At 71.8% G+C, this 16,452-nt stretch carries 15 protein-coding genes; 9 read left to right on the forward strand and 6 right to left on the reverse strand.

Features of this window, described 5'->3' with window-relative positions:
• Position 1: 1 nt before the first annotated feature.
• Both ACFWPQ_RS28840 and ACFWPQ_RS28845 read right to left on the reverse strand, forming a co-directional pair.
• Positions 2–550 carry a hypothetical protein gene (locus ACFWPQ_RS28840; RefSeq protein ID WP_384040793.1) on the reverse strand — a complete coding sequence of 183 codons (549 nt, stop codon included), beginning with the start codon at positions 548–550 and terminating at the stop codon, positions 2–4.
• Positions 550–2,175, reverse strand: a complete 1,626-nt coding sequence (locus ACFWPQ_RS28845) for a succinic semialdehyde dehydrogenase (protein WP_384040796.1) — start codon at positions 2,173–2,175, stop codon at positions 550–552. Before ACFWPQ_RS28845 ends, ACFWPQ_RS28840 begins: the two co-directional genes overlap by 1 nt.
• A gap of 127 nt (positions 2,176–2,302) precedes the next feature.
• On the opposite strand from ACFWPQ_RS28845, the gene ACFWPQ_RS28850 reads away from it, so the two are divergent.
• Positions 2,303–2,944, forward strand: a complete 642-nt coding sequence (locus tag ACFWPQ_RS28850; protein ID WP_384040799.1) for a TetR/AcrR family transcriptional regulator — start codon at positions 2,303–2,305, stop codon at positions 2,942–2,944.
• Between the two features lie 37 nt (positions 2,945–2,981).
• Here ACFWPQ_RS28850 and ACFWPQ_RS28855 read toward each other — a convergent pair whose 3' ends face one another.
• Entirely contained in the window at positions 2,982–3,608 is a 627-nt protein-coding gene (locus ACFWPQ_RS28855; protein WP_384040802.1) for a TetR/AcrR family transcriptional regulator, read from the reverse strand.
• 110 nt (positions 3,609–3,718) lie between these two features.
• On the opposite strand from ACFWPQ_RS28855, the gene ACFWPQ_RS28860 reads away from it, so the two are divergent.
• From ACFWPQ_RS28860 to ACFWPQ_RS28880, 5 genes are all read left to right on the forward strand, one after another.
• On the forward strand, positions 3,719–5,140 hold the full coding sequence (locus ACFWPQ_RS28860; RefSeq protein WP_384040805.1) for an MFS transporter: 1,422 nt from the start codon (positions 3,719–3,721) through the stop codon (positions 5,138–5,140).
• Positions 5,141–5,300: 160 nt separating this feature from the next.
• A complete protein-coding gene (locus tag ACFWPQ_RS28865; RefSeq protein ID WP_384040808.1) occupies positions 5,301–6,176 on the forward strand; it encodes an NmrA family NAD(P)-binding protein in 876 nt (291 codons plus the stop codon).
• 15 nt (positions 6,177–6,191) lie between these two features.
• The gene (locus tag ACFWPQ_RS28870) at positions 6,192–7,022 is read left to right on the forward strand and encodes an oxidoreductase (protein WP_384040811.1); all 831 of its coding nucleotides are present in this window, start codon (positions 6,192–6,194) and stop codon (positions 7,020–7,022) included.
• A gap of 415 nt (positions 7,023–7,437) precedes the next feature.
• On the forward strand, positions 7,438–8,052 hold the full coding sequence (locus ACFWPQ_RS28875; RefSeq protein ID WP_384040814.1) for a serine/threonine-protein kinase: 615 nt from the start codon (positions 7,438–7,440) through the stop codon (positions 8,050–8,052).
• 72 nt (positions 8,053–8,124) lie between these two features.
• Complete coding sequence (locus ACFWPQ_RS28880) at positions 8,125–9,159, forward strand: hypothetical protein (protein WP_384040817.1); 1,035 nt, start codon at positions 8,125–8,127, stop codon at positions 9,157–9,159.
• A 38-nt stretch (positions 9,160–9,197) separates the two neighbouring features.
• Here the strand turns inward: ACFWPQ_RS28880 and ACFWPQ_RS28885 are convergent, their stop codons facing one another.
• The gene (locus tag ACFWPQ_RS28885) at positions 9,198–9,869 is read right to left on the reverse strand and encodes a hypothetical protein (protein WP_384040821.1); all 672 of its coding nucleotides are present in this window, start codon (positions 9,867–9,869) and stop codon (positions 9,198–9,200) included.
• A gap of 121 nt (positions 9,870–9,990) precedes the next feature.
• Here ACFWPQ_RS28885 and ACFWPQ_RS28890 point away from each other — a divergent pair, with 121 nt between their 5' ends.
• The gene (locus tag ACFWPQ_RS28890) at positions 9,991–10,440 is read left to right on the forward strand and encodes an Lrp/AsnC family transcriptional regulator (RefSeq protein WP_384040824.1); all 450 of its coding nucleotides are present in this window, start codon (positions 9,991–9,993) and stop codon (positions 10,438–10,440) included.
• 330 nt (positions 10,441–10,770) lie between these two features.
• Positions 10,771–12,591, forward strand: coding sequence for an arabinofuranosidase catalytic domain-containing protein (locus tag ACFWPQ_RS28895; RefSeq protein WP_384040827.1), 1,821 nt, complete (start codon positions 10,771–10,773; stop codon positions 12,589–12,591).
• Positions 12,592–12,599: 8 nt separating this feature from the next.
• Here the strand turns inward: ACFWPQ_RS28895 and ACFWPQ_RS28900 are convergent, their stop codons facing one another.
• Together ACFWPQ_RS28900 and ACFWPQ_RS28905 are read right to left on the reverse strand one after the other, a co-directional pair.
• Positions 12,600–14,645, reverse strand: coding sequence for an ATP-binding protein (locus ACFWPQ_RS28900; RefSeq protein ID WP_384040830.1), 2,046 nt, complete (start codon positions 14,643–14,645; stop codon positions 12,600–12,602).
• Positions 14,646–14,865: 220 nt separating this feature from the next.
• Entirely contained in the window at positions 14,866–15,390 is a 525-nt protein-coding gene (locus ACFWPQ_RS28905; RefSeq protein ID WP_384040832.1) for a MarR family winged helix-turn-helix transcriptional regulator, read from the reverse strand.
• Between the two features lie 48 nt (positions 15,391–15,438).
• On the opposite strand from ACFWPQ_RS28905, the gene ACFWPQ_RS28910 reads away from it, so the two are divergent.
• Positions 15,439–16,452 (forward strand): EamA family transporter (locus tag ACFWPQ_RS28910; protein ID WP_384040835.1); only part of this gene is annotated, 1,014 nt, incomplete at its 3' end.

The raw sequence follows: 16,452 nt of genomic DNA on the forward strand, positions 1-16,452 counted from the left end.
CTCAGGGCGCGGCAGCCGGTACGTCGAGCGATATCACGGAGACGGCCAGGGTGAAGTGCCCTGCGGCGACCAGGCACCTCGCCGCCGCTGTGCCCGGGTCTGACTGCCGCTGCGCTTCGTGGAGCGCGAGCAGTCCGGAGAGCACGGCCGAATCGGTTGCCTCATCGAGGATCTGCTCTACCGTGAACTCACCTTTGCTCGCCGGCTCCTGGGCCCGCTTGACGGCCTGTGCCGGGGATTCCAGCAGGTCGGCGAGGAAGTCTGCGCCGACGTCCGTCCGGGCCGGGATCGCTTCCTTCTCGGCCGAGGCGCATCGTACGGCGTCCCGGGCACGTGCCGCCTCCACCCGCGTACGAGCAGACCGGCAGAGGCCGAGAAGCGGCCCGAGGTTCACCGGAACGTCGGGCCGTGTGGGCGGGGCCTCGGCGACCGGCCGGTACACCTCACCTACGGCCCGTGCGCAGTCGCCGATCAGTTCGGTGAGGGCGACGAGCAGCCAGGCGTGCCGATGGCAGCGGGCGAACGGCTCCGCGCGGCTCGGTGCGGTCATCAGCGGAGCCTCAGTGCCTTCATGACACGGAGGCTCAGGCTGATGAAAGCCGCGTACTGCTGATCGTCCATGCCCATCGACGGGGCCAGCGGAAGTATCCGCTGCGTGGCGACGGTCTGCGACTCCGTGTAGCTGAGGATGCCTTCGAGGCCGTGCCGGCGGCCGAGTCCGGAGTCCTTCATGCCGCCCATCGGGGACCGGACGCTGCCGTGGGCGGACGTGTAGCCCTCGTTGATGTTCACGGTGCCGCTCTGCAGACGGGCCGCGATGCGTTCGCCGCGCCGTGCGTCCTTCGTCCAGACACTGGAGTTGAGGCCGTACGGCGTGGCGTTCACCCGCTCGATCGCCTCGCCCTCGTCGGTGAAGCGGTACACCGACACGACCGGTCCGAACGTCTCCTCCGCGTGGACGGCCATCGTGGGCTCCACGCCGTCCAGGACGGTCGGCTCGTAGAAGAAGGGGCCGATGTCGGGGCGGGGCTTGCCCCCGGTGAGGACGGTGGCCCCCTCGGCAACGGCCTGATCGACGTGCCGGGACACCGTTTCCAGTTGGCGTCGGCCCGCCAGCGACCCCATGCCGACCCCGTAGCTCAGCGAGGTGCCGAGGGTGAGCGCACTTGTGCGCTGGACGAACCGCTCCAAGAACGCGGGGGCGATCGAGGAGTGGACGAAGATCCGCTCGGTCGACAGACACAACTGGCCGGCCGAGGTGAAGCTTGTGCGCACCGCGCCCTCGGCCGCCTTGTCCAGGTCCGCGTCGGCCAGCACGAGCAGGGCGTTCTTGCCGCCCAGTTCGAGTGACGCGCCGACCAGCCGGGTCGCCGCGCGGGCCGCGACTTCCCGTCCGGTGCGGACGGAGCCGGTGAACGCGACGTAGTCGGCCCGGTCCACGACGGCGGACCCGACGACCCGACCGTCGCCGATGACGATGTGCCAGACGTCGGGCGGCAGCCCGGCCTCGATGAGCTGCCGGCGCGCCCACAGCGACGTCAGGGCGCTCTGCGTGTCCGGTTTCGTCACCACGGCGTTGCCTGCGACGAGAGCGGGGAGCGCGTCCGCCAAGGAGAGTTCCAGTGGGTAGTTCCAGGGGACGATCTGCCCGACCACACCTCGCGGGTGATGCCACTCGGTGACTTTCGTGAGCACCGGAAACGCACCGAGGTGCCGCCGCGGCCGGAGGTACGCGGGGGCCCTGCGCCCGTAGTGCCGGGCCACCACGGCGGCTCCCTGCACTTCCTCGTGCGCGTGCAGACGGGCCTTTCCTGTCTCCACCTGGATCAGGTCCATCGCCTCGGCCTGCTTGTCCAGGAGGATGTCGTGAAAATTGAGCAGCACCGCCGCACGCTTGCGCACCGAAAGCGAGGCCCATGCGCGCTGAGCCTGACGGGCCCTGCTGAACGCCACCTCCACATCGCGGGGTGTCGACTCGGGCAGTTCCGCGACCACCTCGCCCGTCATGGGGGTGCAACTCGCGGTACGACCGCTGCCCTCCACCCCTCGCGTGAGGCGAAACACCAGGTCAGAGGTGATCACATCGGTCGCCGTCCGGTTGCTTCGTGCCCCAGCGGGGTTGCCGTCACCGGGAGCGAGGTAGTTGATTCCGCCATGCGAGGACATGCGTCTCATCCGTTCTGCGGGATTCGCGGGATGCCGTGGGCAACGACCGCAGGATTCTGGACCGCCGCGTCAGGAACCGTATGGATTTGTGGAACGTAATGTCAAGAATCCTCGCGCTGCCTGTAGGCTGACGGCCATGGGGCGCCCACCAGGATTTGACAAGGACAAGGTCGTACAGGCCGTCGAGCGACAGTTCCGCCGTACCGGATACACCGGCACCAGCGTGGACGACATCGCCAAGGCCGGCGGGCTGGGCCGCGGCAGTCTCTACGCCGCTTTCGGCGACAAGAGCCGGCTGTACCTGCGCACGCTGGAGGCGTACTGCGACCGCACCGAGACCGCCTGGGCGGCCGTACTCGACGGCCCCGACGACACCGCGCTGGAACGGCTGCACGCATACCTGGTCAAGTCAGCGCGATTCGTGCACGACGACCCCGACGGGCTCGGCTGCATGGTGACCGGCTTCGTCATCGAGGGAGCCGACCCCGATCCACAGGCCGCCGCCCGCGTCAAGCAGGCCCTCGGGAGGATCGAGGGTTCACTGGTCGAGTGCGTGCAGGCGGCGCAGCGCCACGGCGACCTCGACACCGAGGCGGACGCCCGCGAAATCAGCCGGCTGCTCATGGCGATCAACCGGGGCATGGAGGTGCTGGCCAAGGGCGGGCTCGACGCGGCCGCGCTGGAGCGCGTCGCCGATCAGGCTTTCACGGGGCTCCCCCTCACGGCACGGGCCCGGTCCCGGCGGGTTTCCCGCCCAGCCGTCTCGGGCGCTTCCTGAACGCTGCGCGTTCGAAGGCCCGCGCTCCGCGGTGCGGTCAGCGCGCCGCGGCGAACGACTCGATGTAGTCCAGGGCCCCGTACAGCGCGTCCCGCAGCGGGGTGGACTCGCCGGCCGCCTGGTCCAGCAGGGCTCCACCCTGGAAGGCGGCCGTGAGCAGGTGGGCGAGCGCGGCCGGATCGGCCTCCGGCCGCAGTTCTCCGCGTTCGCGCATCCTGCCCAGGCCGCGCCTGAACAGCACCTGCCATCGTTCGAAGCCGTCAGCCACGGCGTCCCGGTGAGAGGGCTCGGTCTTGACGACCTCGGCGGCCAGGGAGCCGAACGTGCACCCGCCGCGCAGCATGTCCTGCGACGCGATGTAGGAGTCGGCCCACCGGCGCAGGGCGGCGAAGCTGTCCAGCTCGCCCAACTCCGGTGCCTGATGGCGGGCGACGATGCTGTCGGCCTGCCAGGCGAGCACCGCGCGCACCAGGGACTCCTTGGTGGGGAAGTGGCGCGTCAGCTGTGAGCCGCTGACTCCGGCGGCCTCGCGAATCTGCTCGTTGTTGGTGTTCTGCGCACCGTGTTCGTAGATCAGCTCGGCGGCCGCCCTGACGATGCGTTCGCGCGTGGCCAGGCCTTTGGCGGTGAGCTTCCGAGTCGACGCTTGGCCGGTGGTGGTCATGGTCACCACTGTAACCCAAAAAAGGGCTTGACAACCCATTCCGCGAGAGGTCTCCTGGAGGCAGACCAAAAAAGGGCTGCCAAGCCCTTTCCTCTGGGAAGGTGGACAGGATGCCCACACAGGCTGCACCGCAGGCGGTGACGGCGACCCGCCGCAGCGGCCCGGCTCCGGCCGTCACCGAGGCCGGCCACCCGCGCCGCTGGAGCATCATGGCGGTGCTGGGTGCCGTCGCCTTCATGGCGCAGCTCGACTTCTTCGTCGTCAACGTCGCCCTCGACGGAATCGGCCGGTCCTTCCCGGGCACGGGGGTCGCGAGCGCATCGTGGGTGCTGTCGGCCTACGCGATCGTCTTCGCCGCCGTGCTCGTGCCCGCCGGCCGCATCGCGGACCAGTGGGGACGTAAGAAGATGCTGCTGTCCGGAGTAGCGCTGTTCACCCTCACCTCCGCCGTCGCGGCCGCCGCACCGAGTCTCGGTGTACTGGTCGCCGCCCGCGCCTTCCAGGCCGTCGGCGCGGCGATGATCGTGCCGACCTCGCTCGGCCTGCTCTACCCCAGCTTTCCCAAGCGCCGGCACACCCTGGTCGTCGGCCTGTGGGCGGGCGTGGGCGCGATCGCGGCCTCGGCCGGCCCGCCCGTCGGCGGGCTGCTCGTCACCCTCGACTGGCGGTGGATCTTCCTGGTCAACGTTCCCGTCGGCATCGCCACCCTCGTCGCCGGTGCGCTGCTGCTGCCCGAGGTGCGCCAGCCCAGGGGTGCCGCCCTGCCGGACCCGGTCTCCGCCCTCGCACTGCTGCTGGCCGTGAGCCTGCTGGTGCTCGGCACCGTCCAGGGGCCCGGGTGGGGCTGGACTGACATCCGCACCCTGGCCCTGTTCGTCGCCGCCGCCCTGGCAGGGGCTGTGACCGTCGAGCGCACCCTGCGCGCCAAGGTACCGGTGATCGAGAAGCAGTTGTTCGCCAGCAGGCCGTTCACCGCCGCCACCGTGGCCCTGTTCCTGTTCTCTGTCGGCTTCGCCACCGTCCTGCTCAGCACCGCCCTGTTCATGCAGGAGGTCTGGCACTTCAGCCCGCTGCGCGCAGGCGTCTCGATCGCCCCGGCCCCTCTTGCCTCGATCGCCTTCGCCATGAGCGCGGGGCCCATCCAGAGCCGCTTCGGACGCACCGTCCCCGCCGTGACCGGGACGCTGGCCATGGCATGTGCCGCCGGATACTGGCTCGCGACCGTGCACACCACCCCCGACTACTGGGGCGGCATGTTCCCGGGCCTGATCCTGGTCGGCCTGGCCGGCGGTCTGGCCCAAGCGCCCCTGTTCGCCGCTGCCGGCACCCTCGCACCCGAGCGTGCCGCCACCGGCAGCGCCGTTCTCAACATGAGCCGGCAGATCGGCAGCGCGGTGGGCGTGGCCCTGCTCGTCGCCCTTACCCCCCAGGCCACGACCAGCGGGTTCGACCATGCCTGGTCCGTCCAGGCCGGGGCCGGAATCGTCGCGGCCGCCGCGCTGCTCGCCCTCCGGCCCCGCCGCACACCCTGACCACCCGGCCGCGGCCGCTCGGGGCGGGCCGGAAAGCCGACCACGGCCACCGGTCGAACCGGGATCGCACCGCCTCTCCCCCCATCTTCTGCGGCACCCGCTCGAAGGACTGACGCTGGAGTTCCCGCCGGCGCCCTCTCAAGAAACGGAGATCACCCTCATGGAACGCAACCTCCTCGTGATCGGAGCCACCGGCAAGACCGGCGGCCACACCACCGAACTCCTGCTCCAGCGAGGACACCGCGTCCGCGCACTGGTCCGCGGTCTCGACGGACGCGCCGAACGGCTCGCCTCCCTCGGAGCGGACGTCGTGGAAGGCGACGTCCTCGACCTGGACTCCCTGGCCGCAGCGACCAAGGGGATCGACGCCCTGTACTTCACCTATCCGATCCGCCCCGCCCTGATGGACGCCACCGCGAACGTGGCCCAGGCGGCGGAGGAGCACGGGATCCAGGCGATCGTGAACATGTCCCAGGTCTCCGCCCGCCGCAACACCGCCAGCAACGCGGCACGCCAGCACTGGGTCGCCGAACGCGTCCTGGACCACGCCCCCGTCCCCGTCACCCACATCCGCCCGACCTTCTTCGCCCAGTGGCTGATCGACACCTGGGCCGACGGCACCGGCGAACTGCGCCTGCCGTTCGCCGACGGACGCCACGCCCCCATCGCCGAAAGCGACCAGGCCAAGGTGATCGCGGCCGTCCTGGAGGACCCCGCCCCGCACGCCGGCCAGATCTACCCGCTGTACGGAGCCGAGGAACTCAACCACTACGAGATCGCCGAGAAGATGTCGCGGGCGCTGGACCGTGAAGTCACCTACGTGCCCATCGAACTCGACGAATTCGCCGCCATCCTGCGCGGGCGCGGCGCACCGGACCACCTGATCCAGCACCTGCTCGCCGTGGCCGTCGACTACCGCAACGGCGTCTTCGCCGGCACCAACGACCTCGTGAAGACGATCGGCGGCAGCGACCCCCTCGACGTCGAGGACTTCATCGCCCAAAACCGCGCGGCCTTCGACCTGCCCACCGTCTGAACACCGGAGAAGACAATGAGCGTTTGGTTCATCACTGGATCGTCCCGGGGCTTCGGCCTGGAAATAACCCGTGCCGCCCTGACCGCAGGCCACCAGGTGGTCGCGACCGCACGGAAGGCGGCAACCATCCGCGAGCAGTTCCCCGACGCCGGCGACGCACTGCTCACCGCGCCGCTGGACGTGACCGACCCGCAGAGCATCCAGGCTGCCGTCGACGCCGCGGTCGAGCGGTTCGGCCGGATCGACGTCCTGGTCAACAACGCCGGCACCGGACTGCTCGCCGCCGTCGAGGAGTCCGACGACGCCGCGGTCCGCGCGCTGTTCGAGACCAACGTGTTCGGCCCGCTCGCCGTCCAGCGCGCCGTACTGCCGGTACTGCGCCGCCAGCGCTCCGGCCACGTGATCAACATCAGCTCCATCGTGGGCTTCGCGACCGCGCCGGGTTGGGGCGTCTACGCCTCCACGAAGTTCGCCGTCGAGGGCTTCACCGAGACCCTCCACACCGAACTGGCCCCCCTGGGCATCCACGTCACCCTCGTGGAACCCGGCTTCTTCCGCACCGACTTCCTCGACCCCACCAGCCTCCACACCGGACCCGACACGATCGACGACTACACCGCCACCGTTGGCGCGATGCGTGCGGCCGCCGCAGGCCTGAACCACGCTCAGCCCGGCGACCCGGTCAAAGCCGCCCACGCCATCGTCGAGATGGCCGCCGCCCCCGAGCCACCGCTGCGCCTCCCGCTCGGAGCCGACACCCTGCAAGCCTTCGACGCCAAACTGGACACCTTCCGCAAGGACATGGACGCCTGGCGGCATGTCGCCCTCTCCACCGATCACGACTAGAACAACACCCCTGAATCTGCCTTCCCCGACACCACGGTCCGGAGCCCCTCAGAGGTCCGGGCCGTCGTCGAAGACCCGGCTCTGCAGGGTCCGGGCGCTCAGCGACAGGGGGTACAGGCCGGCGAACGCGTCGTCGACGGACGGCCGGGCCGACGGGGCCGACGGACGGCCGGGCCCTGGGTGGTGCGATTCAGCAGAGTAAGGCTGCCCTAATTTCGCCCGCAAGTATGCATCCTGCACCTATGTATCCGCGGGCGGGCCGGGAGTGCGTACGCACCGCACCGACCGACGTGCGCACTGCACCAACTGATATGAATACCTCACCGCAGGCCAAGTCCACGCGGATGCCAAGGGGGGCTCCGCTTGCAGGTGGTGGGCCGCCCGGTCGCGACGCGCTCACCGCCCGGAGACGTTGATGAGAAGTCTCGATCCCACGGATCCGTCCGCCGTCGGCGGCTACCCTCTGCTGGCGCGCCTCGGAGACGGCGGCATGGGGCAGGTCTTCCTCTCCCGTACGTCCTCCGGCCGGCCGCTGGCGCTCAAGACCGTGCGGAGCGAGTTCGGTCTGGATCCCGGCTTCGAGGAACGGTTCGCGCGGGAGATCGCCAGCAGCGACCAGGTGCGTTCGCCGTGGACGGTCGCGGTCGTCGACTACAGCGCGCCGGGGCAGCGGCCGCAGTGGCTGGCCACGGAGTACGTCGCGGCGCCGACCCTCGCCGACTGGGTGCAACGGCACGGTCCGCTGCCCGAGGCCGCGGTCCGTGCGCTGGGAGCGGAACTCGCCGAGGGGCTCCGGGCCGTGCACCGGACGGGGCTCGCGCACCGGGACGTCAAGCCGTCCAACGTGCTGCTGGGCCGCCGCCATCCGCTGCTCATCGACTTCGGTATCGCCCGCGCCGCCGACGACACCCGCCACACCCGCACGGGCGGCGTCATCGGCTCCCCCGGGTACATGGCTCCCGAGCAGGTCACGGGCGGGGCCGCGGCGGAGCCCGGCGACGTCTTCTCGCTCGCGGCGGTGCTGGTGTAGGCGGCCACCGGTCAAGGGCCGTTCCTGCGTCGCGGCGAGGAGCCCTCGGCGGCGCAGCTGCTCTACCGGATCGTGCACGAGGAACCTCCGCTCGACGACGTACCGCGCTCCCTCCTGCCGGTGCTGACGGCCTGTCTGCAGAAGGCGCCCCGTTCCCGCCCCACGGCGCAGGAGTTGCTGGAGCGGCTCGGACCCGACGTCCGGGATTGGGCCACCGCGTCGCCGGCGGGTCTGGCCGAGGACCTCGCCGCGCGGGAGGCCGAGCTGCGCGCCCTGCTGGACGCGTCGACCGCCGTGGCGGCGACGCCGGTTCCGGCCGCGCCGACGGTTGCGCCCGCGCCGACAACGGTGGCCGCGATGCCGGGATTCGGGGCGCAGCCGGGATCCGGCACACAGCCGGGGTTCGGTCCGCCGCCCGCGTACGGTCCGCCGGTCGGGACCGGCGGACGGCCCGTGCCCCTCGCCCCAGCCGGTGCCGCGGTTCCCTCTGCCACCGGGAACGGGGCGACGCGGGCCCGCATCCGGTCCGCGGTCGTGGCCGGCGGTGTGTCGGCCGTTGCGGCGACGGTCGCCGTGGCGCTCTGGTGGGGCGGAGTCGGGAACCGGGACGGGGACGGGGACGGGGACGGACAGGCCACGGGTCGTACGTCATCGCCGTCATCGTCGTCGACGCCCTCTTCGTCCCCCTCCGGCCCGGCCGCCGCGAACGCGCTGCCCGCGTCCTGGGTGGGGACCTGGAAGGGCACCGGCCCGGGGAGTACCGCGGGTGACGGGGTGTTCAACGCCCGTACGACGGGCGTGTCCGTGACCCTCACCCTGCATGCCGCGAAACGTGGCGATCTCGTGGGCCGGCAGGTCAGCCATGTGACCGAGGCCGGCAGCGGGGGCGACATCGGCTGCACGGAGACCCTGCGGCTGCGGGAGACGCACACGACGTCCATGGTGTTCCAGTCGGTCACCAGTACCCCCTCGGACCCCTCGCAGGGTGTGGTGTGCAGATCGGGCAACGTCTACACCCTGACCGAGGACGGCGCGGGCACCCTGGCGCTCGGGGACGAGGGCAGCCAGACGGCGGGGTCGCCGTCCCGCCTCGAGCGCGTGACCTGACCGCCGGTACGGGTCGCGCACCGGCCGGCACGGGGCGTTCACAGGGCCGTGGAGAGCAGGAGCAGGAGGGCGATGGTGCCGGGTACGACGGTCAGCGCGGCGCGTGTCATCACGGCGGCGGCCTGTGCTCCCGTCGTGCGGTGGGTGGCCGGGACCATGACGGCCAGCAGGACGGGGAACGCGGCCAGGACGCCGGCGGCGAAGGGGCCGAGGGCGCGGGCCGCGGTCAGGGCGAGCGGGACCGTGACGGCCGACACCGCCATCCTCGTCCCGACCTCGCGTCCCCGGCGTACGCGGGTGGCGGGCCGGCCGGCGGGTGGTGGGGCCGGCCAGGTCACGAGCCCGGCGCAGGTGACGGCGAGGGCCGCGGCGGCGGTCAGCCAGACGTTCGGGCACGTGGCCGCCGCCATGGCCGCGGCGGCCGTACCGGCGAGGGCGACGGCGAGGGCGCGGGCCGGCCGCAGCGCGGCGGCGAGGCGCCCGTAGGCCAAGCAGAAGCAGGCGACGGCGAGTTGGGCCGCGACGAGGCCGCGCGCGGCTCGGGCGGCGGCCTCGCTCCCGGCGTCCAGCCACAGCAGCATGACGAACGGCACCGAGGTCATCGGCAGACCCAGCAGCAGCCCGCCCAGGCGTGGGCCCGAGCGGCGTGCGACGACGGAGACGAGCAGGACGAGACAGGGGGCGAGAGCGGTCCGCAGAAGGATCTCCATGCCTTGGAGCCTGGCACCGAATGCGCCGACATTGGCTCGGACTTCGCGGCACTCGAGGGCCTGTCGCTGTGGAAAAATCGGCGACACCGTCTGATCACCGAGTTTTCCTGAGGTGGGACCCGTGGACCGTATCGACCGGCAGATCCTGACCGTCCTGCTCACGGACGGCCGGGCGACCTACCAGGACCTGGGCCGCCGGGTGCGGCTGTCGGCCAACACGGTCGCCGACCGCGTGCGCCGGCTGCAGGCGGACGGGTTCGTCCGGGGCTACCGGGCCGAGGTGGACCTCGCGGCGTTGGGCCACGGCATGGAGTTGCTCAGCGACATCCGCCTGCGCGAGGGCACCGACCGCACGGTCTTCGAGAACCAGCTGCACGACGTCCCACAGGTCGTGGCCGCGATGCGGCTGACCGGGGACTACGACTACCAGCTGCGCGTCGCCTGCGCCGACGCCCGCGAGTTCGAGACCGTCGTCGACCGCCTCAAGGCCGACCTCGGAGTGCGGGAGGCCCGCAGCCGTCTGCTCCTCCACGAGGTCCCACTCGGCCCGGACCGCCTGGTGAGCTCCTGACGGCGCGCACGGGACCGGCCGCGAGCGGTGCGGGGCGGGGCGGGGTGGACATGAACGCCTCGTACAGGAACCGTTGTTTCGAATTCCACACGCCCCGACACCAGTTCACATCCGGAGCTTGGTCTGAACCAAAAAGGAAACAAATATTGACGCGGCCGAACAGCGTGCGTAGGTTCCCGGCCGAGCCGATCGAAGAGCTGTGTCGCCGCACCCTGAGCGCGGCCCCCCACTCCAGCTTCGAAGGGACGTGCCATGCGTGGTTCCCCGTCCGCCTGGATTGTCATGAGCTCGCCAAGCAGTGCATCACGCACAGGAGCGCGCAGATCTCGGGTGGTGGCCGTGCTGGCCTCCCTCGGTCTCGCTCTCGGGCTGCTGCTCGGGTTTCCGGCCGCCTCGCAGGCCGTCGGCTCGCTGCCGTGCGACATCTACGCCGCCGCCGGTACCCCGTGCGTGGCCGCGCACAGCGTCACGCGGGCGCTGCTCTCCTCCTACGACGGCCCGCTCTATCAGGTGACGCGTGTCTCGGACGGGGCCACCGCCGACATCGGGCCGTCGGCGCAGGGCGGTTACGCGGACGCGGCGGCCCAGGACGCCTTCTGTGCCGGCGGAGACGACGGCTGCCGGATCACGCGGATCTACGACCAGAGCGGCCGGCACAACGACCTCACGCCCGGACCGGCGGGGACCTCGGGCATGGGGGCCGACCGGGGTGCCGACGCGTCCGAGATCGCCGTCACGGCGGGCGGGCACAAGGTGTACGGGCTGTGGGTCTCGCCGGGAGTGGGCTACCGGTACACCGGTGTCGCCTCGGGTGTCGCGGTCGACGGCCAGGCCGAGGGCGCCTACATGGTGGCCAGCGGCACCCATGTCGGGTCCGACTGCTGCTTCGACTACGGCAACGCGGAGAGCACCCCGGCCGACACCGGCAACGGGCACATGGACGCCGTGTCGATCGCCACGACCTGCTACTTCGCGCCGTGCACCGGGAACGGCCCGTGGGTGGAGGCCGACCTGGAGAACGGCATGTTCCAGGGCGACAACGGCTCCAACACCGCCAACCTGGGCAACGGCAGCACCTTCGTCACCGCCGTGCTGAAGAACGACGGGCAGACCCGGTACGCGCTCAAGGGCGGGGACTCCCGGGCCGGCGGGCTGGCCACCTGGTGGGACGGAGCGCTGCCGTCCCGGGGCGGCTACCGGCCCATGCAGCAGGAGGGCGGCATCATCCTGGGCATCGGCGGCGACAACAGCAACTGGAACCGGGGCACCTTCTTCGAGGGCGTGATGGTCTCCGGCTATCCCACCGACGCCGCCGAGAACGCCGTCCAGGCGAACATCGTCTCCGTCGGCTACAGCGGCGAGACGGACGTGCCGAACGGTCCGCAGGGGACGATCACCGGGCCGGGCGGCAAGTGCGTGGACGTCGCCGCGGACGACACCGGTGCCGACGGCGCCGCCGTACAGCTGTGGGACTGCCAGACCTACGCCGAGGACCAGCACTGGACACACCATCCGGACGGCTCGCTGTCCACGCTGGGGCGGTGCCTCGACATCGAGAACAACGGCACGGCAGGCGGGGCCAAGCTGGAGCTCTGGGACTGCAACGGGGTCGGCGGCCAGAAATGGGTACAACAGGCCGACGGCTCCCTCCTCAACCCCCAGTCCGGACGCTGCCTCGACTCCCCCAGCGGCGCCACCGCCAACGGCACCCGCCTGCAGATCTGGGACTGCAACGGTTCCGGCGCACAGAAGTTCTCGGTGAACGGCGGCGGGCCGGTCAAGGGCCCGGGCGGCAAATGCGTCGACGTGGCCGCCGACGACACCGGTGGCGACGGTGCCGCCGTACAGCTGTGGGACTGCCAGTCGTACGCGGTCGACCAGCACTGGTACCACGGCTCGGACAACTCGCTCTCCACACTCGGGCGTTGCCTGGACATCGTGGGCAACGGCACCGCGAACGGCACCAAGGTCGAACTGTGGGACTGCAACGGGGTCGGCGGCCAGAAATGGGTCCAGCAGGCCGACGGCTCCCTCCGCAACCCCCAGTCCGGACGCTGCCTCGACTCCCCCGGCGGCGCCACCGCCAACGGCACCCACCTGCAGATCTGGGACTGCAACGGCTCCGCCGCGCAGGTCTTCGGGCTGAGCTGAAGGTCAGGTCACTCCTCGGGCACCGGGCCGCCGTACGCGCCCCAGGACACGAGAGAGCGTGCGTCGCCCGCGGCCGCTCGCCGGAAGGTCTGGCCGTACCGCTTCAGTCCCATGCGGCGTACGAGCCTGTCCTCGCACTCGTTGCGCAGCGCGGCCATCTCCGGTGTGCCGCGCTGCGGGTGGCCGACCGTCTCCCAGAAGCGTGACGCCGCGCCGAAGGCGTACGCGGCGGCGGGCTCCTCTCCCGCGTCGGCCAGGGCGATGGCGAGGAGGTCCATCACCATGGCGATACCGAAGGCGTCCCCGATGTGCTGCTTGGCGTCGAGGGCGGCCCGCGCGTGGTGTACGGCGTCGGAGGGCCGCCCGGTGAGGAAGGCGATCAGGGCCAGTTGGTGTTCCGCGTAGGAGCGGGTCCAGTGCTCGTCCAACGCCGCGCAAAGGTCGCGCAGTTCGAGTGCCTCGTGGCGGGCCTGGTCCAGCCGGCCGGAGCCGGTGAGGCCGAAGACGTGGACCAGGCGGCACAGGACCGTCGGCGCGGTGAGTTGTTCCGGGCGCGAGCCCGTGGCGCCGGGTTCCGTCGTCTCGACGCCGTTGACCGCGGCGAGGGGACGGCCCTCCAGCAGGTGCAGCAGGCCGTCCAGGTAGGCGGCCCGTCCCAGCCCGTCGGTGTCGAGGACCGCGATGGCGGCGCGCCGGCAGGCGGCGGCCGTCTCGTGCGCCGCGGCCTGCTCGCCCTGCAGGGTCAGCGTCAGTCCCAGGCTCCACAGTCCCTGCACCCACGTCTCGTTCGGCACCCGGACGGCCGGCCCGGTCGCCCGCTCCAGGTACTGGCGGGCCTCGTACAGGTAGCCGGAGCAGACCCAGAAGAAGGTGACGTTGCCGATCATCTCCAGTGCGGCGGCCGGGTCGGTCGCCAGGAGGTGGTCGGCCGCCAGCCGGATGTCCGCGTGCAGGAACGCGATCCGCCGGTACCAGCTCCGCTGCGCCGGACCGAACCACTCGCGATGGGCCTGCCGGGTCCGGGCGAGCACGTACTGGGCGTGGCGATGGGCCAGTTCCTGCTCGGCGCCCAGCTCGGCGAGCCACATCCGGCCGTACTCGCGCACGGCGTCCAGCATCCGGTACGTGCCGTCCTTCCGGATGACAACGGACTTGTCGCACAGCGAGACGAGAGTCCATCCGACGCCGCCCGGTGAGAGCGGGCCGCCGCCGGCCAGCTGGCCCGCGAGGTCGTCGTCGAAGGAGCCGGGCAGATAGGAGAGCCGCGCCCACAGCAGCCGCTCCTGCGGGGTGCACAGTTCGTGGCTCCAGCCGATGGTGGTGCGCAGGGCCGCGTGCCGCGGCGGCCATCTGCGCTCCGGCGCCCGGGGCAGGTCCACCGCCGCGTAGGGGCCCGCGCAGAGGTCCGCCAGTGACCTGCTCCGTAACTGCCCGGCCGCGAGCTCCAGCGCCAGCGGCAGTCGTTCGAGCTGATCGCACAGGCCTGCGGCCAGTTGGAGATCGGTGTCGTCCTTGAGCGGGCTCCCGGCCGCCGCGGCGCGGTCGGCGAACAGGGTGACCGCCTCCGCCCCGGAGGCGAACGGCTCGATGTCGACCACCGCCTCGGTACGGACGCGCAGCGGCTCCCGGCTGGTGGCCAGGATGGTCAGGTTCGGGCAGGCCGTCAGGAGATCGCCGGCCAGGTCGCGGCACTCGGCGAGAAGGTGCTCGCAGGAGTCGAGGACCAGCAGTGTCCTGCGGTCGCCGATCCACGCGCAGACGGCGTCCGCCGGCAGGCGTGGGGTGTGGTCGGACAGGTCCAGCGCATCCGCGACGGTGGCCGCCAGGAGGTGTGCGTTGTACAGCGGGGAGAGGTCCGCCCAGGCGACCTCGGCACTCCCCCGGGCCGCCGCCTCGGCCAGGGACACGGCCCGCTGGGCGAGCCTGGTCTTGCCGACCCCGCCCGGCCCGCTCAGGGTGACCAGTCTGCTCTCGCTCAACGCCGAGGCGATCCGGTCGAGTTCCGCTGCCCGGCCGACGAAGGAGGTCTCCTCGTCCCACATCATCCACACCATGCCGACATCCTCGTGGGCGAGCCGATGCGCGATGAACCGGTCAAGGCATTGCCGTGTGGCCCGCGCCCTCGGCCCGTACCCTGGATCGAGCACTGCCGTGCGAGCGCGAGAATCACCCACCCGGGTGAACCGTCGACGTGCCCGGGAGCGTGCACCGGGAACGGACCGGACCGCTCGCCGTGCCTCCCGGGCGGGGCGTTGGCAGCCCGGCGGAGGCGGCTCACTCGCCGCCGGGAGTGCCCGCCTCTTCCAGGCGGGAGAGCCAGGTGGTGAGCAGTGCTTCGAGCGACTCGGCCTCGGCGGGCGTCAGCAGGTCCACCAGGCGGCGTTCGTTGCGCATGTGGCCGGTGAAGGCCCGGTCGACGAGTTCGCGCCCCGGGGTGGTGAGGGCGACGATGCGGCCGCGCTGGTCGTCGTCGGAACGGCGGCGGGTGACGAGTCCGGCCCGTTCCAGGCGGTCGATCCTCTTCGTCATCGCGCCGGTGGTGACCATGGTGTGCGCGGCGAGCTCGCCGGGCGCCCGCTCGTAGGGTTCGCCCGCCCGGCGCAGGGCGCACAGGACGTCGAACTCCCCCTCGCTGAGGCCGTAGCGGCCGTAGACGAGGCAGAGCTCCTCGGTGAGCCGGCCGGCCAGGCGGTGCAGGCGGCCGATCACCCCCTGCGGCGTGACGTCGACGTCGGGCCGCTCGCGGCGCCAGTCGGCCTGGATGCGGGCCACGCGGTCGATCGGTTCACCGTGGTTCATGCACCCATCATAGCCAAGATAGCTTCCTGGGAAGTTATATTAGCTTCCATGGAAGCTAATTCACGCTGGGTGGCGCTCACCGCGGTGGCGCCGGTGGCCTGGGGGGCCAACTACTACGTGACCCACGAGTTCCTGCCGGCCGACCGGCCGCTCTACGGGGCCGCGCTGCGGGCGCTGCCCGCCGGCCTCGTCCTGCTGGCCCTGCGCAGGCAGCTGCCGCGCGGCGCGTGGTGGTGGCGGTCCGCGGTGCTGGGGCTGCTCAACATGAGCGTGTTCTTCGTCCTCGTCTACACGGCCTCGCAGCTGCTGCCTACGAGCGTCGCCTCGACCGTCATGGCCGTGTCCCCGCTGACGATGATGCTCATGGCCTGGCCCCTGGTGTCCGAGCGGCCCCGGGCCGCCCAACTGGCCTGCGCCGTGGTCGGGCTCGGCGGGGTCTGTCTCATGCTGCTGACGGGGGTGGAGGGCACGAGCGTGCCGGGAGTCCTCGCCTCGGCCGCCGCCATGCTGGTGTCGGCGTTCGGCCACGTCCTGACCAAGCGGTGGAACGTCGGCACCGACGTGCTCGCCTCGACTGCCTGGCAGCTCACGGCCGGAGGCCTCTTCCTGCTCCCGGTCGCCGCGGTGGTCGAGGGCGCTCCACCGGCGCTCTCCGCCCCGGCCCTCCTCGCGTTCGGCTACGTCTCGCTGGTCGCCACCGCGCTGGCCTTCGTCGCCTGGTTCACCGGTCTACGGCATCTGTCCGCGGGAACCGTCGGGCTGATAGGCCTGCTCAACCCCGTCACGGGCGTCCTGCTCGGCACGGTGGTCGCCGGGGAGGTGCTGACCGTTCAGCAGCTGTGCGGGCTGGTCCTGGTCCTGGCCGGAGTCGTGGGCGGGCCGCCCCCGCCGCCGGCGGGGCAAGGGGCCGGGCCGCGGGGCCCCCCCCCCGCGACGGCGCCGCCCCCCCCCCCCCCCACGGGGCGCCTCAACAAAAAAAATTCTCCGCCGCGGTCCAACTTCTGGGGGGGGCGCGCGGCCACCGGGGCCCCCCCCCCCTCTTCACCGTCCGGACCAAGATCC

This window comes from Streptomyces sp. NPDC058464 (genome assembly GCF_042721035.1).
GTDB lineage: Bacteria > Actinomycetota > Actinomycetes > Streptomycetales > Streptomycetaceae > Streptomyces.